General features: G+C 51.0%; 24 protein-coding genes and 1 riboswitch. Of the genes, 6 read left to right on the plus strand and 18 right to left on the minus strand.

Features of this window, described 5'->3' with window-relative positions:
• The first annotated feature begins 3 nt into the window (after window positions 1-3).
• The 3 genes from ytxJ (at window position 4) to A3849_RS01850 (ending at window position 1,639) form a co-directional block, all read left to right on the plus strand.
• On the plus strand, window positions 4-330 hold the full coding sequence (gene ytxJ, locus A3849_RS01840) for a bacillithiol system redox-active protein YtxJ (protein WP_074107282.1): 327 nt from the start codon (window positions 4-6) through the stop codon (window positions 328-330).
• The gene (locus A3849_RS01845; RefSeq protein ID WP_074109909.1) at window positions 327-566 is read left to right on the plus strand and encodes a glutaredoxin family protein; all 240 of its coding nucleotides are present in this window, start codon (window positions 327-329) and stop codon (window positions 564-566) included. The genes ytxJ and A3849_RS01845 overlap by 4 nt, the downstream gene beginning before the upstream one ends.
• A gap of 315 nt (window positions 567-881) precedes the next feature.
• Window positions 882-1,052: riboswitch (cyclic di-AMP (ydaO/yuaA leader) on the plus strand.
• Between the two features lie 134 nt (window positions 1,053-1,186).
• A complete protein-coding gene (locus A3849_RS01850; RefSeq protein WP_074109910.1) occupies window positions 1,187-1,639 on the plus strand; it encodes a hypothetical protein in 453 nt (150 codons plus the stop codon).
• An 88-nt stretch (window positions 1,640-1,727) separates the two neighbouring features.
• Here the strand turns inward: A3849_RS01850 and A3849_RS01855 are convergent, their stop codons facing one another.
• The 3 genes from A3849_RS01855 to A3849_RS01865 are packed head-to-tail and all read right to left on the minus strand — an operon-like array spanning window position 1,728 to window position 4,782.
• Entirely contained in the window at window positions 1,728-1,913 is a 186-nt protein-coding gene (locus tag A3849_RS01855) for a hypothetical protein (protein WP_074109911.1), read from the minus strand.
• Between the two features lie 15 nt (window positions 1,914-1,928).
• Complete coding sequence (locus A3849_RS01860; RefSeq protein WP_074109912.1) at window positions 1,929-3,602, minus strand: glycoside hydrolase family 43 protein; 1,674 nt, start codon at window positions 3,600-3,602, stop codon at window positions 1,929-1,931.
• A gap of 13 nt (window positions 3,603-3,615) precedes the next feature.
• The gene (locus tag A3849_RS01865) at window positions 3,616-4,782 is read right to left on the minus strand and encodes a glycoside hydrolase family 5 protein (RefSeq protein WP_074109913.1); all 1,167 of its coding nucleotides are present in this window, start codon (window positions 4,780-4,782) and stop codon (window positions 3,616-3,618) included.
• 156 nt (window positions 4,783-4,938) lie between these two features.
• On the opposite strand from A3849_RS01865, the gene A3849_RS01870 reads away from it, so the two are divergent.
• Entirely contained in the window at window positions 4,939-5,697 is a 759-nt protein-coding gene (locus tag A3849_RS01870; RefSeq protein ID WP_074109914.1) for a helix-turn-helix domain-containing protein, read from the plus strand.
• Window positions 5,698-5,896: 199 nt separating this feature from the next.
• Here the strand turns inward: A3849_RS01870 and A3849_RS01875 are convergent, their stop codons facing one another.
• The 12 genes from A3849_RS01875 to A3849_RS01930 form a co-directional block, all read right to left on the minus strand.
• Complete coding sequence (locus A3849_RS01875; RefSeq protein ID WP_074109915.1) at window positions 5,897-7,207, minus strand: ABC transporter permease; 1,311 nt, start codon at window positions 7,205-7,207, stop codon at window positions 5,897-5,899.
• Window positions 7,200-8,102 carry an ABC transporter ATP-binding protein gene (locus A3849_RS01880; protein WP_074109916.1) on the minus strand — a complete coding sequence of 301 codons (903 nt, stop codon included), beginning with the start codon at window positions 8,100-8,102 and terminating at the stop codon, window positions 7,200-7,202. Before A3849_RS01880 ends, A3849_RS01875 begins: the two co-directional genes overlap by 8 nt.
• A gap of 4 nt (window positions 8,103-8,106) precedes the next feature.
• Window positions 8,107-9,039, minus strand: a complete 933-nt coding sequence (locus A3849_RS01885) for an ABC transporter ATP-binding protein (RefSeq protein WP_074109917.1) — start codon at window positions 9,037-9,039, stop codon at window positions 8,107-8,109.
• A gap of 16 nt (window positions 9,040-9,055) precedes the next feature.
• Window positions 9,056-9,451 (minus strand): GntR family transcriptional regulator, encoded by a 396-nt coding sequence (locus tag A3849_RS01890; RefSeq protein ID WP_074109918.1) that lies wholly within the window; start codon window positions 9,449-9,451, stop codon window positions 9,056-9,058.
• Between the two features lie 60 nt (window positions 9,452-9,511).
• The gene (locus A3849_RS01895; RefSeq protein WP_143191704.1) at window positions 9,512-10,240 is read right to left on the minus strand and encodes a hypothetical protein; all 729 of its coding nucleotides are present in this window, start codon (window positions 10,238-10,240) and stop codon (window positions 9,512-9,514) included.
• Window positions 10,241-10,499: 259 nt separating this feature from the next.
• A complete protein-coding gene (locus A3849_RS01900; RefSeq protein ID WP_074109920.1) occupies window positions 10,500-10,967 on the minus strand; it encodes a DUF420 domain-containing protein in 468 nt (155 codons plus the stop codon).
• Between the two features lie 26 nt (window positions 10,968-10,993).
• Window positions 10,994-11,920, minus strand: coding sequence for a cytochrome c oxidase assembly factor CtaG (gene ctaG / locus A3849_RS01905; protein ID WP_074109921.1), 927 nt, complete (start codon window positions 11,918-11,920; stop codon window positions 10,994-10,996).
• A gap of 607 nt (window positions 11,921-12,527) precedes the next feature.
• The gene (locus A3849_RS01910; RefSeq protein ID WP_074109922.1) at window positions 12,528-12,854 is read right to left on the minus strand and encodes a cytochrome C oxidase subunit IV family protein; all 327 of its coding nucleotides are present in this window, start codon (window positions 12,852-12,854) and stop codon (window positions 12,528-12,530) included.
• A gap of 2 nt (window positions 12,855-12,856) precedes the next feature.
• A complete protein-coding gene (locus A3849_RS01915; RefSeq protein ID WP_074109923.1) occupies window positions 12,857-13,480 on the minus strand; it encodes a cytochrome (ubi)quinol oxidase subunit III in 624 nt (207 codons plus the stop codon).
• A gap of 6 nt (window positions 13,481-13,486) precedes the next feature.
• Window positions 13,487-15,325: a cytochrome c oxidase subunit I gene (gene ctaD, locus A3849_RS01920; RefSeq protein ID WP_074110055.1), complete on the minus strand. Its 1,839-nt coding sequence runs from the start codon at window positions 15,323-15,325 to the stop codon at window positions 13,487-13,489.
• 128 nt (window positions 15,326-15,453) lie between these two features.
• A complete protein-coding gene (gene coxB, locus A3849_RS01925) occupies window positions 15,454-16,503 on the minus strand; it encodes a cytochrome c oxidase subunit II (RefSeq protein ID WP_074109924.1) in 1,050 nt (349 codons plus the stop codon).
• Between the two features lie 405 nt (window positions 16,504-16,908).
• Window positions 16,909-17,097, minus strand: a complete 189-nt coding sequence (locus tag A3849_RS01930) for a hypothetical protein (protein ID WP_019913840.1) — start codon at window positions 17,095-17,097, stop codon at window positions 16,909-16,911.
• A 656-nt stretch (window positions 17,098-17,753) separates the two neighbouring features.
• Here A3849_RS01930 and A3849_RS01935 point away from each other — a divergent pair.
• Both A3849_RS01935 and A3849_RS01940 read left to right on the plus strand, forming a co-directional pair.
• A complete protein-coding gene (locus A3849_RS01935) occupies window positions 17,754-18,092 on the plus strand; it encodes a DUF4870 domain-containing protein (protein WP_074109925.1) in 339 nt (112 codons plus the stop codon).
• A 130-nt stretch (window positions 18,093-18,222) separates the two neighbouring features.
• Window positions 18,223-19,173: a diacylglycerol/lipid kinase family protein gene (locus tag A3849_RS01940; RefSeq protein ID WP_074110056.1), complete on the plus strand. Its 951-nt coding sequence runs from the start codon at window positions 18,223-18,225 to the stop codon at window positions 19,171-19,173.
• Between the two features lie 218 nt (window positions 19,174-19,391).
• Here the strand turns inward: A3849_RS01940 and A3849_RS01945 are convergent, their stop codons facing one another.
• From A3849_RS01945 to A3849_RS01955, 3 genes are read right to left on the minus strand one after another with little or no spacing between them, the layout of a single operon-like run.
• Entirely contained in the window at window positions 19,392-19,985 is a 594-nt protein-coding gene (locus A3849_RS01945; protein WP_074109926.1) for a xanthine phosphoribosyltransferase, read from the minus strand.
• A gap of 55 nt (window positions 19,986-20,040) precedes the next feature.
• A complete protein-coding gene (locus tag A3849_RS01950; RefSeq protein WP_074109927.1) occupies window positions 20,041-20,346 on the minus strand; it encodes a hypothetical protein in 306 nt (101 codons plus the stop codon).
• Window positions 20,347-20,389: 43 nt separating this feature from the next.
• The gene (locus A3849_RS01955) at window positions 20,390-21,250 is read right to left on the minus strand and encodes a TrmB family transcriptional regulator (RefSeq protein WP_256700616.1); all 861 of its coding nucleotides are present in this window, start codon (window positions 21,248-21,250) and stop codon (window positions 20,390-20,392) included.
• Window positions 21,251-21,263: the final 13 nt, after the last annotated feature.

Consider the following 21,263-nt stretch of genomic DNA (forward strand, 5'->3'; position numbering starts at 1 on the left):
CTAATGTCCATACAACAAATCCGCAGTCTTGATGAATTGCATCAATACATTGCACAACCCGGCAAAAAACTGCTCTTCAAGCACAGTACCACCTGCCCGATCAGCGCCAAGGCGAATGAAGAATTCCAGGCTTATGTCCAGAGCTCCGGTACTCCCGCTGCTGTGGTTCATGTGATTGAAGACCGTCCGGTCTCCAACCAGATTGCTGAAGATTTCGGCATCAAGCATGAGTCCCCGCAAATCTTCCTGCTGGAAGATGGTGAAGTCCGGTGGAATACCTCCCACTGGAAAATCACCCGCGATGCCCTCAAGGAAGCTGTGAGCCAATGAGCCAGCCTGTAATCATTTATTCTACAGCCAACTGCAGTGACTGCAATCAGGTGAAGCAGCTGATGAAGGAGCAGGACATTCCTTTTGAAGTACGGGATGTAATGACCAGCACAGTCTATCAGGAAGAAGTTGAGAAGCTGGGCTTCATGGGCGTTCCTGTTACAGTCTCCGGAGCACATGTCGTCAAAGGGTTCAATCTGCCCGAGCTGAAGGAGCTTATCGCAGCCGCAAAATAGATATACCCGAACGCTGGCAGGAGAATGCCGCGTACGGATTCATTGGTTCACTTGCACAAAAGGGTATCCGGGAGCTGTTTGCCCCTGGATACCCTTTTGTCTTGCCTAGGAAATGGTCCGCATTCTAAGGCAGAAATAAAAACCGGCGTGCGAATGAGATAATGGGCCAATATTCAGTAAGATATATGGTTTTATCCGTTTATTTCCTTCGAATTATCCGATTTCAACGTGAAATTGGCGCAGCACCTCCCTTTTCCTTTTTTACAAAGACCTCCCCGAAGCAGTATGATTCGTTTTGAAAGTAATTCATGAAAAATTACATGAACGCTGAATTCCCGGCACACGGGAAACGGGGGAACCACCGGGCCACAAGGCCTTATTGGGGTGAATCCTAAAGAGACTGTAGAAGTGCGGTCTCACAAGGTAGGGCGACTCTCACCGTCCGAATCCGACAGCTAACCCCGTAAGCGTATAGAGAGAGATCTTAACCCGCCAAGCTTAAGCGCCAGGTTTATTTAAGCCTGTACCGAAGCCGCAGCAGAGGTTCTCCTCTGCTGCGGCTTTTTTGCATAATTATTTAAACTGATAAAGATTTCATATTATGAAAGGATCGTGAGATCATGCCAGACCCAGTATCGCTTCAGCCCGCTTCCGAAGCCCGGTTTGCGGAGTATGTTCAGAAATACAGCAGGAATGTCTGTGCACTCAGCAGCCTGCTGCTCGGGCAGGGTACCGGGGCCGAGGAGGCTACGATTAAGACCTTCGCAGTGCTCTATGAGCCTTTCCTGAAAAAGAGCTTCGACCCGCAGGCCTTCTCCCTTGAAGCCTACCGTGCGTGCATTCAGCAATGCTCCCGGCTTGCGCAAGCCCAAAATCCTGGCTATGCAAATGTGCTGTCCTGGGAACATCAGCTTGTACAAGCGCTCCGGTATGGCATGGTGCTCCCCCTGCCCGAAATTAGCGCCATTCTCCAGAGAAGTGTGCCCGACCTTAAGGCGCAGCTCAGACAGGTGCGCGAACAAATGGCGACGCAGGCGGTCTTACTGCCGAAATCCAGTTTAACTGCCGGGTGAGGTGCGTGAGCGTTCAGCTTTTAACGTCATATATTCAGGTATTCAGGCAAAAGAGCTGCGGCATCCTGCCACAGCTCTCTCTATTTGCCTAGCGCTTGCCTTTGCCTCCCTTGGCGAACCTCAAGAAAGCCATGCAGCAGCCTAATAATCCTATACCCAGCATTAACGTCTGCAACGCTCCGAGCCAGGTTGAGCCTTCCGGCCGGATCAGGCTGCTGATGATAATCAGCAGAATCGAAGCCGCTACCAGCAAAGGCGTTCGTTTTTTCTTCATGAATAGTACCACTCCTTACTTATAAGGTACACCATATGAAGTGGTTTCGCCAGAACCGGCTGGATTTGTTACATACTCAAAAAAATCAAAATCAGCATAATGCTGATGCTTTACACGATCCGCACAGGTCAAGCCAACAAAAGAACCTGTAAACTCACCATACTTGCTGTATTCATCCGAGAACTTGGTAGTATCGAATTCCTGTCCTATTCTTTCATATACTTTGCCGTCAGCACTCCATTCAAACCAGCTTTTGCGGCCACTGATATTCAGGCGCAAGTAAACCGGAACGTCATTTACGGGAGTTCTGGTATCCACTAATTCGGCCTTTTCCCCATTCTCCAAATGAATAATGGATAATGCACTTTGGCCCAACGTTTCACTATAGTATTTTCTTAAATTGATGTAGTTCATATTATCATAGTACAAAATCAATCCTGCACTATGCTGAGGCACTTCCGGCCGAAATTCCATTTTGGTTGTCACCGTTGCATATATGGATGTCAGTTTTCTGGCTAATATGCTTGCCTTGTTAAGTGATGTTCTGGATTCCTGCCCGCGAATTCTTACATAGCCCGGACGTGATTTTACATCTGCAAAGCTTTCTGGCATTATTCTCGGCGCATAATATTGTATGCCTAATTCTCCAGCATCAAAATCATCGAAGGCCGGAATTTCATTCACCGGATGTTCTGGCAATTTGCTCTCAGGAACAAATTCCTTAGCCAGATTCGTTCCGTCCTCCATCCTCAGCCAACCGTCTGCGGTCCACATCATTTTCTGTATTGCTGTCTCACGTCCCAGCGTACAGCGCAGCTCCGGCACGAACGGTCTTGCACAAAGATGTACCAGATACACTTCACCGAGCTGCGTTTCCACATAGCTTCCGTGTCCTGATTTTTGCAGCACCGAATCCGGATTGAAATATTTAGGTTTTAAATGATCCGGGTCATGCCTCTCGTAGAACTCACCCGGTATGGAGGTCACGATCGGATTCATCGGGTCCTTCTCATAAGGCCCCCACACATTGCCGGCCCGCCCCATAGTTACGCTATGTCCATAACCGGTACCGCCTTCGGCACACATCAAATAATAATAATCTCCACGCTTGGTAAGATGCGGTGCCTCGATGCACCCTCTGTCAGTGCCACCTGTCCAGATTCTCTTAGGATAACCAACGACTTCTTTCTTCTCCGGTGAGTACTCTACCAGACAGATTGCTCCCGGCTTTTCATATCCTTCCCGGGTCTCCCAGTCCAAGGATACAATCCATTTTCTTCCGTCACTGTCGTGCAGGATCGACGCATCAAAACCGGCCGAATGCAAATATACCGGCTCACTCCACGGTCCTTTGATGTCTTTTGCCGTGATTAGGAAATTATCCACATCAAAATATCGGGCATTCATGGAGTTCATCACCCCAAATACGACATAAAACAAATCCTCTTCTGCAGAGTAAGTTAGGGAAGGCGCCCATATCCCTTTGGCGGACGGCAGTTTTTTCAGATCAACCTCATTGTCGTCAGTAAGCACATGAGTGTGTAGCTCCCAGTTCTTCAGATCCTTTGAATGATATACCGGAATCCCTGGAAACCATTCAAAGGATGATACGGCAAGGTAATAATCGTCCTCTTTTCTACAAATACAAGGGTCTGGATTAAATCCGGGAAGTATTGGGTTTCTTATCATAATTACGACCTCCTCAGGACTTCACTGGAAACCAGCCGAGACTTACACATTTCCCCAGATCCCAGCTATCCCAACCGATCCACCCCGGCTCGTTGACCGTATCCAGCAGCAATTTATAATTCCAGTAAAAATGACCGATGCCTTTTTTCCACGCTTCCAATTGCACTTTGGCAACCTGGCTGTACAGTTCTTTTCGGCTCGCGGCACTTAAATGGTCCCCACCCGATTGGACTCCATTCACAGGCGACAGTCCCCCTGCTGTATCGACTCCGACTCCGTACGAATTGAACAAGCTCCATTCCCCGCAAATCACCGGGAAGTATTCCGCCATTTCCTCAATATCCCTGAACAAGTACTCCTGAACATAATTGACATAGCCCTCCGGCGATTGTTCACAGCCGTACACCTCTGCCATCATCAGATATTGATGCGTGTCGAGCACTACGTTTTTAAATTCAGTCTCTCTCATGAAGTCCTTCCACACTTTAAGCTCAAAGCCATCATGAATAACGATAACCTTGTCTTCTGGAAGATAACGGCGCATTCTCCGATAAGCCTCCACATAAAATCCGCGCAGAAAATCCAGTGAGACTGGCGCACTGCCAGCGGCCATGTCTGCATCTACCGGTTTATAACGTTTTTGAACATCCATTGCCTTCCAGGTTTTCTCAGTAATAGGCTCATTCACAATCTCTATTCCCCAAAGACTTGAATGTGTTCCATACCGCTCAGATAACTTTTCTAATAACTGTAGTGTGAATTCTACGCTCTCAGGCTGCTGTGCCCATTTGCACACCCCGGAGATTCCTCCATTGTCAAAGCCATTCTGACTTCCCGGAACCGTATGAAGATCAATTAATACCTTAAGCTCATACTTTTCTGCCCATCCAAAGGCTTTATCAAGCTCTTCCACACAACCAATGAAGGGAGGACAATCCCCCATAATAAAATAGGGGATGGGTATACGTACCGCATTCATTCCAAAAGAACGGATGGTTGCAAAATCCCGCTCCGTGATATATTCGTGACGATGTATTTTAATTCTGGCCTCATATACTTCTTTGGACAGTTGAGTCGGCAGGTAATACTCATCCTCCGCTGTAGTCCCTTCAAAAAGTCCAGGGCTCATCCATTTTTCCAGCACCAACCAATTCCCAAGATTAACACCATTGATATACATAGGTGGTCCCCCTCTGCTTTCCTAATTTCGTATTATGAGGTTATTGTATTTGGAAGCGCACACATCTTATATCACAGATTCCGGTTTTTTATCATATAACTCAGATATTATTTTTGATACACTACTCTTAAGTAGGGGGAGGAGGAACTGTTTCGTATGAATACAAATGATGTAGAAAGACACTTCTCTGATATTCTGTTTCAGAATCAGGAAGCTGGAAAGATGCATAATCCCTATGATCAGGAAGTGCGGGAACTCAGCAGCATTCGGAATGGTGATTTGGATCAATTGGAAAAAAGTCTGACCGAGAGCTTCAATGGCCAATATGGCGTTCTTGCCAAGGATAAGCTTCGTTCCACAAAAAATATATCCATTGTTGTTATCACACTCGCAAGTCGTGCCGCTATTGAAGGTGGCGTATCTCCTGAGATTGCTTACTCTCTTAGTGACAGCTTTATCTATAACATTGAAGAATTATCAGATCCTCAAGCCATACTTCATTTGTGCCGCCAGGCAGAGTATAAATATACGCGGATGGTTCATGACCTCAAGGAACAAAGGAAGGGTAAGTTCAAAAAGAAGAGCAGCAACCCCCGGATCGAAGAATGTAAAAATTATATTTTCAAACATCTTCATGAAAAAATTCATATCATAGAGATCGCACGGGAATTGAAGACGAATGCTAATTATTTGGCAGAACTATTCAGTCAAAGTGAAGGAATAACCATCAGAGACTTCATTATTCAGGAAAAAGTGAATTTGGCGCGAAATCTTCTCATTTATTCGAAGCACTCCTACAGTGAAATTGCAACCAATCTGGGTTTTTGTTCCCAAAGCCATTTTGGTAAAAATTTCAAAAATGTAACACAGCTCACGCCTAAACAATATCGCGAAGCTTATGGTGTCAAGGATTGAACAAGCAGAGAAGGGCCCCTCTTCCTATACAGGTTGAGGAGCCCTTCTCGTTAAGTTATCGGGACTATAGCGGACTAATAATATCAGCATTTATCTAGAATTCAATTGTGATTTCTATGACAAAACTTCAGATTATCTATGACATTAGTACGTCCTGCGTGTGACAACATTACGTATTACACACAGGTTATTATATAGCTTAAATCTTGTAAGCCTTCATTGCTTTTCTGATCTCTTTGATACTTGGGCGTTTGCCGTACATCAGAACACCGGTACGGTAAATCTTGGCGGCGAGCCAGCCCAGTCCAAATGTGGTTGCGAGCAAGATGATGAGTGATACAGCAATCTCCCAAAAGGCTACGTCCCCTATACCGATGCGCAGCAGCATGCTGAGCGGTGAAGTGATGGGCACAAAGCTTGCCACCTTGATAAGCATGGTATTAGGAGCTGAGATGCTGAACAACGGAATGTAGAAGGCCACAAAGGTACACATCATTACCGGCATCACGGCCTGGCCCAGATCCTCCGTGCGACTCACAATGGAGCCTACGGCAGCATACATCAGAGCATACAGGAAGAAGCCCAACACATAGAGGATTAGTCCGTATACGAGAATACCGTAATTCAATTGTCCAAGATCCAGGTCAAAATCAGACAATATGCTGGCGTTATGCGGAAGCATCAGATTGATGGCGATACTTGCCGAGATAACGGCAATCTGCATTAGGCCGACCAGGAAGATCCCGATCACCTTGCCGAACATTTGCGTTAGCGGTGAAGCACTGGTAATCAGAATCTCCATGATGCGGGAGCTTTTCTCCGAGGTGACTTCTGCCGAAATCATATTCCCGGTCATGGTAATCGACATGAAGAAGAGGATCAGAAGCACATAGACGATAACATAATTGATAGCTGGCTTTGATTTATCTGCTGCACCGCTGTCCGTTCCATCCGTACTGAGCTGCTGGGTACCGATAGACACCGGCGCGAACATCGCTGCTACCTGCTCCCCAGTCAGCTTATCACCTACGATCAGCTGTGTATTGATCTGTTGCAGGGCAGTCTGAAGGTACGTCTGCAAATCTCCATCCAGTTCTCCGTCCTTACTGTGGTAGGTTACTGGAGGGACGCCTTCCGTGCCTTTGGCATCAAAGGTAAGGTAGCCTTCGATTTTACCGTCATCCAATCCCTGCTTCAGAGCAGCATCATCTGCCGAGGTAAAGGCCTTGAAAGCCACAGTGTCTGTGTCTGTATCTTTATCCGCATCAGCTTTCGGAGCTGCAGGCGGCGCATACGCCAGCAAGAGTTCTGCGGCACGGTTCCCCTGTTCAGCCACTACACCGATCTGTGTATTCTTCGCTCCATCATCACCTTGGAACACCTTGATGAGGTATGGCACGTTCATCCCGATACTCAGCAGCAGCACCAGAATTAATGTTGTAATCATGAAGGATTTGGTTCTCACTTTGTTTTTGAAGGTAAAGCTGATAATTGTCCCCATCTTATTCATGAGATTCACCCAACGCTCTGATAAAGATTTGGTTCAAGGTTGGTTCCTTGATTTCAAAATGCTCAATTTCATTGGCCGCCATCGCATGCTGGAGAATACGCTGTGCTGCAGCAATCTCGCTGATGGAGAGCACATAACCCCGCTCCTGCTTCTGCACCGCGCTAACTCCAGGAATCAGATCCAGACCGCTTACTTCGCCCACTGTCCGCAGCACAACTTCTTCGCGCGGATAACCCTTTTTGATCTCACGAATATCCCCTTGTACTACTGTATTGGAACGGTCGAGAATTGTGATATTGCGGCATAGCTCTTCCACATGCTCCATCCGGTGGGTGGAGAACAGAATGCTTGTACCCTGGTCACGCAACTCCCTTACAGTATCCTTAAGCAGTTCCACGTTGACCGGATCCAGGCCGCTGAAAGCCTCGTCGAGGACCAGAATTTGCGGTTTGTGGACAACTGCGGCGATGAAGCCCATTTTTTGCTGATTACCCTTGGACAGCTCTTCAATCTTCTTATTGTAATAATCCGGAACGTCGAAGCGGTCCAGCCAGAAGCGGAGGCTCTTGTCCGCATCACTGGCCGACATACCGCGCAGCCGGGCCAGATAGATAATCTGATCACTAACCTTAACCTTCGGGTACAGCCCGCGTTCCTCCGGGAGGTATCCCATCAGATGCTGCAGCTCATCACTGAACGTTTTGCCGTTATAGAGGATCTTCCCCTCATCCGGATAGATCAGTCCAAGCACCATGCGCATCGTCGTTGTTTTGCCGGCGCCGTTGGCTCCGAGCAGTCCATAAATCTCCCCTTGCTCCACCTTCAGGCTGATTCCGTTTACTGCGGTCTTCTCTCCATACTGCTTCACTACCTGTTCCAGCTTCAAAGCTTCCATTCTTCTAATCTCCTCTCTCCTGGTCAATCAGAATCGGGCGATGCCCCTGTGTCCATAAGCTTAAGATCTCATCCAGCTCGAGCATCCGGCTCTTAATAACCTTTACGCCTAAATCCTGGATGCGTTTCTCATTTTGCTGCGCTTGCGGGGTAATGAGTGAAGCCACACCCGGTGTCTGCATATCAAAATGCAATGCTCCCGGCAGCTCCCCTGCAAGCTCCCTCAGCTCCTCTTCATTCTCCACCTGGACCCACAGCTCGCTCCAGGAGCCGAACAGACTATCCTTTTCGGCCATTCCGAGCAGGCTCCCTTGATGCATCAGCACGATATAATCTGCGAGCCGCCGCACTTCTTCAATAATGTGGGTGGAGATCACTACGGTAGCACCGGTAGCATCCATATATTTGCGCAGCGTCTCAACCATAGCCTTCCAGGCGAAAGGGTCCAGCCCCGAGGAGGGCTCATCCAGCAGGAGCAGCTGCGGGCGGGGTGCCAGGGCGGCAGCAATCTCGAACTTACGGCGCTCTCCCTTGGACATCTTCCCCAGCTTCGCACCTTGCGGCACATCAAATTTCGCCAGCAGTTCCTCGAAGTATCCCTGGTCCCAATCCGGATACCAGTGTCGGCGGAATTCGGCAGCCTCTCCGGCACTCCAGAATTTCTCTTCCATTTCTGAGGTTTCCGGCACGTAGGCTATACGCTGGCGAAGCGACAGCGGCAACCCGTCCGGATAAGGCTGCCCTAACCAGCGGATCTCTCCCTCATCGGGAAATGTCAGCTGCAGAAGCATGTGCAGCAGTGTGCTTTTGCCGGACCCATTCTGTCCCACCAGTGCGGTGATATAGCCTTGCGGGAGATTCAGATCAAGCGGTCCTATCGTCTTGCCCCGCCGTCGCTTCTTGCTCACATTACGCAGCTCTATGGCCTGCTGTACCATTGAAAGCCCCCACCTTTCATTCCTGTGATCCATATTTATGCTTCACAATTTCCCGAAACAGTTCCGTCAGCTCCGCTTCAGAGCATTGTACGGACAAGCCGACATCCACTGCACTCTCCAGTGCTTTGCGGATGGCCTCCTTCTTGTAACCCTCCATCGCCCCTTCACCCACATGGGAGACAAAGGTACCTGTACCCTGTCTGGTACGCAGCAGACCCTCGGCCTCCAGATCCTGATAGACACGGCGCACAGTGATCACGCTGCATTTCAGGTCACCGGCAAATTCCCGGATCGACGGCAGAAGTGTACCCTCGGTAATGGTTCCGCTGATAATCAGCGATTTGAGCTGGGTTTCGATCTGGTGGTACAGCGGCTCAGCGCTATTCTCGTTAATTTGTATCGGTATCCACATGATTTACACCCGCTTTCCACGCTCCGGCCACCCGGAGACCCTCCTTATCCTTCAGCCCCCTCATACGAGATCTCGGCTCTTCAGCCGAATGATGGTCCATTTGGAAAATAGCTGCACGGATACAGTTCCCAGCAACAGCGTCGACCACATCAACGGGGAGGCAAAGCCCCATTCCTTCGCATTATGTAAGCTGTAGAGGAACAGATTCCCTCCGAACTCCCAGACCAGCAGAGCCGCACCCATGCACAGCAACACGATGAGCAGGAGAAGACAAAAATATACTTTACCGCTAACCAGTAATTCAATGAAGGTGTATAGCCCCGACATCACAAGTGCGAACCCCGTCCAAATTAATGCAAAGGAGAGATAAGCGGGGATAGTCAGCTCGCTTCGAATCTGTCCGCTCATGGCATAAATAAGTCCGAAGAGAAGCACTCCGTTCAGAGAAAGGGAGAAGAGGGTATGCAGCTTTCTCTTACACAGAATCACAGCCGCCGGAACCGGGAGACTGCGCATATAAGCGAGCATCCGGGTATACGAGTCCTCACTTAAATACTTCATCGTACGCTTGGAGAAAGTGATGCCAAGCATTGGCGTCATTGTCAGCAGCAGGATATCTGCCAGCACCTTCCCGTCCCCCGACTCCAGTACATCATCCAGAATCATTCCGCTAAATATGGAAATATAGCCCATAAAAACAATGGCAAAGGCCAGTGCCCACAACAGCTTCAGTTTATCGGCCCGAAAGTCCCCCCGGACAATAATCAAGGCATCTCTTATCGTTGTCATCAACTTTAACCTCACTTTATGTTCAGTAACATGGTGTGCATCAATTATCATCGGAGTGTGCTTCCTGTGTGCTTACTGTGTATATCTATATACACAGTATATGCCCTTCATTTTCCAGTGTCAACCCGAATTTATAACTGTCTCCTTCGAATTTGAACAAGGTTTGCCACCTCCCGTTCATAAAGGCGGTAACCACATCAAAAAAAGCCTGTACCCTGCATTCCTATGAAGGATGCAGCGGTACAGGCCAATTCTTACTTCAATTAAACCCCCAAATGGCATCCCATACAGGCTTCGTATGTCCGCCAGGATAAAATATGTACAGCAGCACATATACCGCTACTCCTGTAATGGCTGTTATGAACCAGATCACCGCGGTCACTCTGCCCCATTTCCGGTGCTTGGCATACTGAGCCTTGAAGCCGAGTGTAAGCGTGGTAATCCCGAATACGGCTGCCACCGTTGCCAGCACAATATGAAATATCAGAAAAATGTGGTACAACAGCGACAGATTATCCGGACCACCCCACGAAGTATTGCCTACAAACACCGTTCTTGACATATATACGATGAAAAACAGTACAGCAGCGACAGCGGCGGCAATCATCGTCTTCTTGTGCGCTTCGCGTTTGCCTTTAATAATTTGTCTCCAGCCAATAGCCACCAGCACCGCACTGATCACGATGAAAGATGTGCTGATCGTCGGAAACACTGTAAAAATATCCATGATTATCCTCCTCGGTGCTCTACCTGCTATACCCGGGTCAAAACACGCTCCTCCAGCTCGGAAGAGGGTGCGGAGAGTTCCGCATCGTCTTGCCCGTTCTCTTTTTTATACCAATGATAGAACACATAAGCAAGCATCGAGGCAAAAATAAATTCCTGAATGAACTTCATGGCGATCCCGCCCACCTGCTGATCCACCTTAGGCGACAGCCAGCCGAAGAAGGCCGGACCGCCAAAAGCCTGCAGCAGCGCTGCAGGACTCCCGGACACACAGTACCCCATAGCCCGCGCCCAGGTCTGCGGATCACTATAAGTGGCATATAACGGCGCTCCCGCAAATATGATCAGTCCGCAAGCCGGGGTCAGCAGTACCATGTTCAGAAAGATAAACCCGATCTGGCCCAGTCCGCTTAAGCTCCGCAGCTCCGGCAGCGGATTAATCAGATTCCACCACATGAGTGCGGAGGTCAGGAAGAGCACCGCATAATAAATCCGGTGCACAGTAAAATGCAGCATGACATAATCATGAATCACGGGGATATGATAGAGCGAGAATAGTCCGTTGAACAGCAGCGCCGCCAACACGGGCTGAGCCAGAAAGGATAACCGCCGCAGCGGAAGAGGCATTGCCTTCAGCAGAGTACGCCAGGCCCAATCCGGAATGCCCAGCATGATCAACGGTACCGCCACCAGATAAGAGAAGGCCATGCTCACCATGTGAAAAGAGAACAAAATATGCCCCAGCAGGCTGAGCGGGCCCCCCTGGGCCAAATACAGCGCCAGCATACCAAAAAGGAACGAGAGCCGCCGCCATAGCGGAACTGTAGATGAACCCGGAAAACGCCCGGCAAGCGGACCTATCCCTACAAAGTAGCCAGCTGACAAAAGCAGCATGACCGCAAGAAACAGCGGACTCCACAGCTCAGCAAAGCTGAAAAAGGATAATCCTGGCATGTTTCAGGCCTCCTCGCACAGGATATTTGATGGAAAGAAGCTTGAAAGTGCTGTAGAAGCGTTGACCCGATGAAAGGCCTGAGACCCACACAGCCTGAGACGTCACGCTACCAAGAGGGTGGAACCTAAGGCGTACGTTACCCGGTGTGGTAGGACTGAGACGTCACGCTACCAAGAGGCGATACCTAAGGCGTACGTTACCTCCCCTACGTCTACAATTGCAAAGTGGAATTTGTACAACTAATCCGAATGCAAACCCGTTGTTGACACTGCTAAGTGGAATTTGTACAACTAATTTGGTTAAAACCATACTCCTTCGCAGTTTTCAGCCAAATTAAGTCTACTTTTTCCAACTAATAGTCGGTTTTACTCCTAAACGGGAGAATTAAGTCTACTTTTTCCAACTAAACCCAATCCCTGCCCCAGTAATGAGAATTATGTTTATTTCCTCTCGCTCCCGTAACTCTTTTACCCTTGGCAAATTAGTTAGTGAAGTAACCCGTGCCGCTGTAGCCTCCACACTGAGCCTCATACTCACCCTTATTTACTCATTCAGCAGCGTCCGCTCATCTTATAGCAAAAAAGGCGGCATCGCCGCCCTGTCCCATTAATCCCACCATACCCAGTACAGCGCCATCACGATGCAGGTTCCGGCAATAAAAAAGCCGCCCAGCATGAATATTATCGGCAGCAAGTGCCCCTTATCCTTGAGATGCATCCAAAAGCCCATCTGCAGGATGACCTGGAACACGGCCATTACCAGCAGCAGGATCACAGCAAATGTGGCGTTGACCCCCCCGGCGGCAACAGCCGCAAAGGCGATCAGCGTCAGGACAACAGAGAGGACAAACACCACGATATGCCGCTGCGGCCCCTCCTGCCGGTGACGGTGCTTCACCGCACCATCTGAAGGAGTATGCTGTTCTGTCGCCATGGTTACCCCACCTTTCCGAGCAGGTATACGACGGTAAAGATAAAGACCCACACCACATCTATGAAATGCCAGTACATGGCGGATACATATATTTTGGGTGCGGTTACGACCGTAAGCCCCTTGCGCGCCAGTTGTCCGATCAACACGGAAATCCAGAGGATGCCAAAAGCCACGTGGGCACCGTGGAAGCCAACCAGGGTATAAAATGCGGAGCTGAAGGCACTTGTCGTCATGCCGAACTTTTCATGTCTTATATATTCGCTGAATTCGTAGATTTCCAAGCCTAGGAAGCAAAGTCCCAGAAAGACTGTAATCAGCAGCCAACTGCGCAGCAGCGCCGGCTTATTGCGGTGCATGGCCTGGATGGCAAACACACTGGTCAGACTGCTCACCAGCAGCAGGAAGGTTGCAGCCGCCACCAGCGGCAGGTGGAACAGTTCATTCGCCGACGGACCATCATTAGTCTGGTTGCGCAGAGCCAGGAATGTGGCAAACAATGTGCCGAACAGCACTGACTCTCCGCCCAGGAACAGCCAGAAGGCCAGTACCTTATTCCGTCCTTCCAGGGTTGCTTTTTCCGGTTCGTGCGGAAGAGTGCCTGCCGCTTCAGCATGTGCCGTTGTCATGTCCGCTCACCTTCCTTCCAGCTCTTCAGGCTCGATATGCCAGCCGTGATCATCATAGAGCGACCGTACCAGCATCGATCCAAAGGTGATCAGCAGCCCTATGGCCGTAACCAGATAGTTATTGAACATAAAGCTCATGAACGCATTCCCGAAGTCATCACGGCTGAACATGAAGCCAAATCCGGCAATAAAGATGCCGACCGACATCAGGAACGGCAGAATCGTCGCAGATGGCATATGGATCGGTCCGACCGGTTCAGCAGGTGTCATAGCGGTATGACCGGAGGTTTTTTCCTTCCAGAAAGCATCCAAGCCCCGTACCAACGGTATCTGTTTGAAGTTGTATTCCGGCGGCGGTGAAGAAATCGTCCACTCCAGCGTGCGGCCGTCTCCCCAGGGATCGTCTGCCGCGTCTGCCGGTTTTCTGGAAGTGAGGAAGATATTCGTGAGGAAAATAAGCATCCCTACGCCCATCAGCCCCGCGCCTATCGTACTGACCAGATTAAGCAGGTCAAACTGCTGATTCGGCAAATACGTGAATACCCGGCGCTGCATCCCCATAAGTCCCAGGAAATGCTGCACGAAGAAAGTGAGATGGAAGCCGATAATGAAGGTCCAGAAGGTCCATTTGCCTAAGCGTTCGCTCAGCATCCGTCCGAACATCTTCGGCCACCAATAGTGCAGTCCTGCGAATAGTCCGGATACCAGACCGCCGACAATGACATAATGGAAATGCGCAACGACAAAGTACGTATCATGGAACTGGAAATCCGCAGGCGCAGAGGCCAGCATGACCCCGGTTACACCACCCATCGTGAAGGTGGGAATGAAGCCGACTGCGAACAGATTAGGACTCGTAAAACGAACCTGCCCGCCCCACATCGTAAACAGCCAGTTGAAGATCTTGATCCCGGTCGGCACAGCAATAAGCATCGTCGATACCGAGAACAACGCGTTCGCTACCGGACCAAGGCCTGTCGTGAACATGTGATGCGCCCAGACCATGAAGCCCAGAAAGGCGATCAGAATCGTGGCAAAAACCATGGAGCTGTAACCGAACAGCCGCTTCCGGGCAAAAGTCGGGATAACCTCCGAAATAATGCCGAATGCAGGAAGAATCAGAATATATACTTCGGGATGACCGAAGATCCAGAAGATATGCTGCCAGAGCACCGGGTTGCCGCCTGATGAGGTTTCGAAGAAATTGGCGCCGAGAATCCGGTCGAACGTAAGCAGCACCAGCCCTACTGTAATAGCCGGGAAAGCAAACAGGATGATCGCGGACGTGATGAAGCTGGCCCAGACGAACATCGGCATCCGCATGAAGGACATCCCCGGCGCGCGCATCGTAATGATGGTTGCCAGAAAGTTAATGCCGCCGATCAGGGTCCCGAGACCGGCAATCTGCAGCCCGATGGTGTAGAAATCAACCCCATGTGTTCCACTGTACTGAATAGTGGATAATGGGGTGTACGCAGTCCATCCCGCATCCGGAGCACCGCCCATGATCCAGCTGAGATTGAGCAGGATGCCGCCAAACAGGAAGGTCCAGAAGCCCAGCGAATTCAGAAAAGGAAAGGCCACATCGCGGGCCCCGATCTGCAGCGGAATCACCGCGTTCATCAGCGCAAAAATAACGGGCATGACACCCAGGAAAATCATGGTTGTACCATGCATCGTAATCAGTTCATTGAACGTCTGGGCATCCAGAAATGTATTCATCGGCTTGATGAGCTGGATACGGATCAGAATGGCTTCAAGCCCGCCGATGCCAAAAAACAAGCCTCCAGCCCACAGGTAAAGAATCGCTATCTTTTTATGATCGACGGTAGTAATCCAGTCCATCAGTCCGGTATGACGCTTCACGCTGTGGCCATGCCTCAAAGGTGGTGATGGATTCAGGGACTGCGCTGCTTGAGCCAAGGTTCGTACCCCCTTTTCAGATATGCTGCTTCCATTGCAGGTTGTAAGCTCTAGTCCAGCGTATAGCCGGCCAAATACTCCGCAATTCCGTCTATCTCTTCATCACTCAGGCCCATATCCTTCTTGGGGTCAGGCATCTTGTTGCCAGGCTTAACACCCTTGGTATCATGCAGCCAGGTCTTGAGATTCTCCAGCACCGGAGCGCCATCCGCCCCTGTATCATCATTCAGCAGGATTCCGGCCACCGACTCCCGGGAGCCAATCCCGGTCAGGTTCGGGGCACTCGACATGTCAGGCATCTCCCCTACCGCATGGCAGGTCAGACACTGGGACTTGAACGTCTTGGCAAGCGCCGGGTCCTCCGGCAGCACCGCTGGTGCTTTCATGGAATTGACCCATTTCTCAAACGCCGCCTCGCTGACTGATTTCACCTTAAACTCCATGAAGCCATGGGATGGACCGCACAGCTCTGCGCATTTGCCCCGGTAAACGCCTTCATTTGGCGCACTGAAGCTGAAGCGGTTTGTTGATCCGTCAGGGTTGGTATCCATTTTGCCGGAGAGGGAGGGTACCCAGAAGGAATGCAGTACATCCTTCGTACTAAGCTCAAAAGCGATATCTTTCCCGGCGGGAATCACCAGATCCTGCGCTGTGGTTACTCCGTAATCGGTATACTCGAATTCCCACCAGTACTGGTGCCCTGTCACTTTAACTTTTATCGCATTTTTGTCGTTTGCATGATCATTCCCGGCAGCAAACACCGCTTTCACCGTAGGGACGGCCAGCACAACTACGAGAATCAATGGAATGACCGTCCAGAGCACCTCGAGCTTGAAGTTGCCCTCGACCTGCTCAGGCATTTCGCTCTGTTCCGGTTTGCGGCGGAAACGGATCAGCACGTAGGCTGCAATAGAGAAGACGATCAGCAGTACTACGATCATGATAGTGATCGACAGCTTCATCAGATCGAACGAGCTTTCCGCCGCCGGTCCCTGCGGCCGAAGCACCGATAGGTCCTCCCGCCCACATCCGGCAAGAATGAGTCCAAGCGCTGCGGTCATGGGAAGAAGCCGCTTTCCAGCCTGCCACGTTTTCATCATTGATCTACCCCGCTTTTCCCGATTTCGTAGATTAGAGTATTATCCTGTCAATTATAACAATCACTATTAATATAAGTTTGAAGGGGTGTTTTGTCAATCGTTCACAACAAATTCACATATTGTACAGACCAGCAGGAAGTCTTGTCCCAATTGACTTTAATAGCGCTTTCAAAAATGCCTTCATATCTGCTACAATGAATAAAGCGCATACATATCTAATTGTGTATATTAATTCATTTGACTATTTTAAAAGAATTGTAATGTACAAATTAAATGGGCATACAAAAAAAACCGTTTCCTGCGGCAGCAAGCCGCCCGGGCACGGTTTATGAGAATCCTCATGGATGTAATGACTTAAATTGATGTCTTTCAAGAAGCAGCACGCTTAGTACAACTGTCTGTTGTTCAAGAGACGGATGAGTTCATTCTCACCAGCTCATGCTCCACGACCATGGTCAGCTCTTCTTCATAGCCTCCCGTAATCCGATACTTACGGACGTACTCCTTCACAAATTTCTTGGGATCTTTGGGCCGGAAAATTCGTGTCATTTCCCGTAGACTTTCCTTGACTTCGTTATGACCTTTACTTGCCATGATCAGTTCCCTCCCAAAACATTGAAAATGAATGCTCCGATAGTAGAGAATGCATGATGAAAAGTTCGCCGTAACCTTGAATGCAAGTTCAGAAACCATACACATACGTGGCTTGCATTACCCGCCAATACCATCGTTCCAATAAAGGAATTCCGTCTCGCCGGTGAAGCAGGTTCGTCGTGATTTGGGCTGAGAATAAGGACATCCCGATAAATCGGACCCCTTAGACACTTTAGTTACCCGAAGAGCCACTTGCTGAATCACTCCTTTCGGGCCTTATCGTTATATTGTATCATATTCCAGTCCAAGTTCCACCTTTCCATGTAAAATGTGCGAAAGGATTTTTTTATGAATTTTACCTTCCGATGCAGGTTAGAATGGTGAACACTCCGTGAACTGAAGGAACTCTCAGTGAGGGCTGCCAGGTGCTGATGTTGATATAATGCCCAGGCCTGGCAAAAGTATCAGCCGTATGTATGCGCTGTGTTCACTGCCCCTTTACCAGAGTGCTTACTAATTACTTCGGTTTTTAGGGGCAATCGGATTAACTTTACGGCGTTGGCAGCCACATACTTTATACGAACCTCTCATAGGCTTGTAAGGAAGCAGGAACAGGCAATCTGCCTTCTTCCACCACACCCAAGGAGAGTGAGCCCTTGTCCCCTATCAAATCCTCCACCGGATTACCGGATCATATCGCTGCTGCCCTCTGTTACTTTTTCCCGTTCATTGGCGGGATTGTTTTTCTCGCTCTTGAAAAACGCAGCCGTTTCGTGCTGTTCCATGCGCTTCAGTCGCTGATCGCCTTCGGCATGCTGATGATTATCCATGTGCTGTGCGGATTCATTCCGCTGCTGGGTCCATTCTTCGCCGCCCTCATCTCACTGTGCTCGTTCGCCGTGTGGCTGCTGATGATCTACCACGCACTGGGTGGAAGGTGGTATAGGCTGCCCTGGGTAGGGGATATTGCAGAAAATCAGCTCCGCAAGCTATAAAGGCTCCCCGGTTCCTTACCAGGGTGCCAGCGGGTCTTTGCTGATCCTTGCTAAAAAGATTCCCTTTTGCTCCGCTCCTCCGTACAATGGAATCAGGACATACAGGAATCTGCAGGCTGGAGGAACACTCATGTATTTATTGATCATAAATCCCCGCTCCGGAGGAGGGGCAGGTGAGCGGACCTGGCATGCCGTGGAAGTCATGCTACAGGCTCGCGGAACCGCTTACGAAGCGCTATTCACGCAAAGCGCGGACAGCGCCGAGTCCCAGGTTCTGCATGCGCTCGCGCACCGCGAGGACTGGCGCGCCGCCATCGTGATCGGCGGCGACGGCACGATTCACAGCGTGCTGGGTGCGCTGCGGCGCAGAGGCGTGGCATTGGCGGTAATCCCCGCCGGCTCCGGCAACGATACGGCCCGGGGCTTCGGCATCCCGCTGGCCACAGAGGCCGCGCTGGATGCCGCGCTGCTGGACCGCTGCCTGACAGCGGACGTGCTGTCAGGCGAGGACGGCCTGACGCTGACCGCCGTGGCCAGCGGCTTTGACGCCCAGGTGGCCGTCAATGTGAACAACAGCCGCTACAAGCGGCTGTGCAACGCCATCGGGGCCGGCCAGCTGGCCTATCTCATCGGCATTCTGCATACGCTGATGACCTTCAAGCCCTGCCGCGTGAGTGTGACCTGCGACGGGAAAGAGCAGGCCTTCGAGACAGCATGGCTTGTCTCGATCTGCAACCTGCCCAGCTACGGCGGCGGGCTCCTGATCTGCCCGCAGGCGAAGGCCGATGACGGCCTGCTCGACGTCTGCGTCGTGCACGGGGTCAGCCGCGGGCAACTGCTGCGGCTGTTCCCGACGGTCGTGAAGGGCAAGCATACCACGCTGCCCTTCGTGACCATGCTGCGCGGACGCAGCGTAGCCGTCCGCTTCGCTGAGCCGCGCCAGGCCATCGGCGACGGCGAGAGCCTGGGCACAGCGCCGCTGGCGGTGCGCTGCGAGCCGGGCGCACTGCGCGTGCTCTCGCCGCTGGCCGCTGCACTGGGCGCTGACGGAGTAGCCAGCTCCTGCACCGCGAGCGGCTAGGCGGGTACAGTTGTGCGGCAAGATCCGGGCCGTACCTGCCCAGCGGCTCGCACAGCGGATGCTCCCCTCTCTTAACAAAAAAAACGAACCCTTTTCCACTGCAAAGTGGCGATGGGGTTCGTTTTGATTTTATGGCTATTCATACGGTATTCCACGGGTCCAAAGCCCCCGCACCGGCACAGCCTGATCTGCCGATGGACGGTGTAACTGCCGGAACCTCAGTCAGAGAGCTCCGCGTCCTCTTCCACAAAGGCGATGATACCATCGTCCAGTGAAGCAATGCGCACGAGCGATTCCACGCGGTAGCCGGCTTCCTTAAGCAGCCGGTTCCCGGGCTGAAACGCTTTTTCGATCACAATTCCGATTCCGGCCACCGTCCCGCCTGCCTGCTCAACGATCCGTGCCAACCCGAAGGCTGCCTCGCCGTTGGCCAGGAAATCATCTACGATTAGTACCCGCTCGCCGGGAACAATGAACTTTTTGGAAACCGTAATTTCATTACTTTCTTTTTTCGTGAACGAATATACTTTTTCCACGAAGATATCTTCCGTCAGGGTCAGAGACTTCTGCTTGCGGGCAAAAATCAGCGGAACCTCAAGCTCCAGCGCGGTCATGATGCCTGGCGCAATCCCGGAGGATTCGATGGTCAGCACCTTCGTCACTTTTTCCCCCGCGAAACGGCGGGTAAACTCACGGCCAACCTCACGCATCAGAAACGGGTCCATCTGGTGATTCAGAAAAGAATCCACCTTGAGCACGCCCTGTCCGAGAACAATTCCTTCACTTATAACTTTTTGTCTCAACAACTTCATCTGTGCTCCTCCTTCTCCCATCCCATGGACCCATGTTTCCTTACTTACACCTTACTTACAGCCCGGTGGGCTTCTGCGGCAGCAGATTGCCGACGATCGACTTCAGATTATGATCCTCTTTGCCGTCCGTCTTTCCATTATCAAAGCTAGTGATGCGAATCTCCGAGTAGGTTTCCCCGGGATTTACAGGCTTAAAGATCAGCTTCTCACGGTCATCCAGCCGTACATCAAACTTCATATCCTTGAACATATCAACCAGCTCTTTCTCTCCGGGAATCTGTCCCTCGTCCAGAAACAGCAGACCGCGCAGCGGCTTCACACCTTCGGTATGATTCACCTCAAAATGGACGATACACTCCATGCTTTTCACCTCCCTAAGCTAATATCAGGCTCCGCGGGGTGCACTAATCGGGCGAGTCTTCTGATCGCAATTCCCCTGCAACCTGCTCTCCGGTTCTCTCCGACGCTTCCCCGTCCTGGTCATGCAGCACATATTTACCGAAAATCCGGCTGTAGCGCTCACCGTAACGCCTGGTCAGTTCAGTTCCCATATCTTCTTCCAGTTCAAAAAGCACCATTTCCTGAGTAAAGTGGTTCAGCAAGAGCTCCACCAGCACCGGATGCTCCGTGACCACCGCCTGTGCGGTTCCATCCTCATACCGCATGCCCAGCATGCACCAGTCCCTGTCGATCACAAAAGAAAACTTGCGCCCCCCGCTTCTAGCTAGCTTACCGCCAAGTGGCGGCCAGGCCGGATAGGGTGCGGGAACGGAATTGCCGCCGTCAAAAGCCCACAGCAGCTTCACTCCACGCAGTTCGGCCTGTTCCAGCTCGCTGCGCAGCAGTGAGGCCTCCTCACGCCATACATCGACCACAATCTCCTGCCGGGCAAGATTCAGCTGGCGGATCAGCGCCCCCATCACGTTGCGGTCACCCTCGACATTGTAAAAGGACGGGCTTACCGGACCGCCGCGGGGCATTTCACTTTCCATATAAGCCAGCGATGCCTGTACCCGGCCGGAAATCATTGTCGCCAGCTCCTCCGGGTCCAGCACGCTGTAGCGCGCCGGTTCCCCTTCACCGCATCTTACATATCCTTGCTGAGTCAGGCGCTGCAGCGCCGCATATACGTTGGATCTGGATACTCCGAGCTGTTTGGCGACCTCGTAGCCCGAAGCCTGGCCTTTGGTGGCCAGCTCGATCATGATTTTGGACTCCATCTCCGTGAAGCCCAAATTGCGCAGATGCAGCAGCAACTGTTCCATCTATGTTGTCCCC

Origin of the sequence: Paenibacillus sp. P46E (assembly GCF_001909095.1) — a bacterium.
Lineage (GTDB): Bacteria > Bacillota > Bacilli > Paenibacillales > Paenibacillaceae > Paenibacillus_AQ > Paenibacillus_AQ helianthi.

Excerpts from the sequence above, each read along its gene's own strand:
- A3849_RS01910 (WP_074109922.1), bottom strand. The coding sequence starts at position 12,854 with ATGGCGACAGAACAGCATACTCCTTCAGATGGTGCGGTGAAGCACCGT.
- A3849_RS01855 (WP_074109911.1), bottom strand. The coding sequence starts at position 1,913 with ATGAAGAAAAAACGAACGCCTTTGCTGGTAGCGGCTTCGATTCTGCTG.
- A3849_RS01900 (WP_074109920.1), bottom strand. The coding sequence starts at position 10,967 with ATGGATATTTTTACAGTGTTTCCGACGATCAGCACATCTTTCATCGTG.
- coxB (WP_074109924.1), bottom strand. The coding sequence starts at position 16,503 with ATGATGAAAACGTGGCAGGCTGGAAAGCGGCTTCTTCCCATGACCGCA.
- A3849_RS01895 (WP_143191704.1), bottom strand. The coding sequence starts at position 10,240 with ATGACAACGATAAGAGATGCCTTGATTATTGTCCGGGGGGACTTTCGG.
- A3849_RS01865 (WP_074109913.1), bottom strand. The coding sequence starts at position 4,782 with ATGTATATCAATGGTGTTAATCTTGGGAATTGGTTGGTGCTGGAAAAA.
- A3849_RS01875 (WP_074109915.1), bottom strand. The coding sequence starts at position 7,207 with ATGAATAAGATGGGGACAATTATCAGCTTTACCTTCAAAAACAAAGTG.
- A3849_RS01930 (WP_019913840.1), bottom strand. The coding sequence starts at position 17,097 with ATGGCAAGTAAAGGTCATAACGAAGTCAAGGAAAGTCTACGGGAAATG.
- A3849_RS01950 (WP_074109927.1), bottom strand. The coding sequence starts at position 20,346 with ATGGAGTGTATCGTCCATTTTGAGGTGAATCATACCGAAGGTGTGAAG.
- ctaG (WP_074109921.1), bottom strand. The coding sequence starts at position 11,920 with ATGCCAGGATTATCCTTTTTCAGCTTTGCTGAGCTGTGGAGTCCGCTG.
- A3849_RS01885 (WP_074109917.1), bottom strand. The coding sequence starts at position 9,039 with ATGGTACAGCAGGCCATAGAGCTGCGTAATGTGAGCAAGAAGCGACGG.
- A3849_RS01940 (WP_074110056.1), top strand. The coding sequence starts at position 18,223 with ATGTATTTATTGATCATAAATCCCCGCTCCGGAGGAGGGGCAGGTGAG.
- A3849_RS01880 (WP_074109916.1), bottom strand. The coding sequence starts at position 8,102 with ATGGAAGCTTTGAAGCTGGAACAGGTAGTGAAGCAGTATGGAGAGAAG.
- ctaD (WP_074110055.1), bottom strand. The coding sequence starts at position 15,325 with ATGGACTGGATTACTACCGTCGATCATAAAAAGATAGCGATTCTTTAC.
- A3849_RS01850 (WP_074109910.1), top strand. The coding sequence starts at position 1,187 with ATGCCAGACCCAGTATCGCTTCAGCCCGCTTCCGAAGCCCGGTTTGCG.
- A3849_RS01890 (WP_074109918.1), bottom strand. The coding sequence starts at position 9,451 with ATGTGGATACCGATACAAATTAACGAGAATAGCGCTGAGCCGCTGTAC.
- A3849_RS01945 (WP_074109926.1), bottom strand. The coding sequence starts at position 19,985 with ATGAAGTTGTTGAGACAAAAAGTTATAAGTGAAGGAATTGTTCTCGGA.
- A3849_RS01915 (WP_074109923.1), bottom strand. The coding sequence starts at position 13,480 with ATGACAACGGCACATGCTGAAGCGGCAGGCACTCTTCCGCACGAACCG.
- A3849_RS01845 (WP_074109909.1), top strand. The coding sequence starts at position 327 with ATGAGCCAGCCTGTAATCATTTATTCTACAGCCAACTGCAGTGACTGC.
- ytxJ (WP_074107282.1), top strand. The coding sequence starts at position 4 with ATGTCCATACAACAAATCCGCAGTCTTGATGAATTGCATCAATACATT.
- A3849_RS01870 (WP_074109914.1), top strand. The coding sequence starts at position 4,939 with ATGAATACAAATGATGTAGAAAGACACTTCTCTGATATTCTGTTTCAG.
- A3849_RS01860 (WP_074109912.1), bottom strand. The coding sequence starts at position 3,602 with ATGATAAGAAACCCAATACTTCCCGGATTTAATCCAGACCCTTGTATT.
- A3849_RS01955 (WP_256700616.1), bottom strand. The coding sequence starts at position 21,250 with ATGGAACAGTTGCTGCTGCATCTGCGCAATTTGGGCTTCACGGAGATG.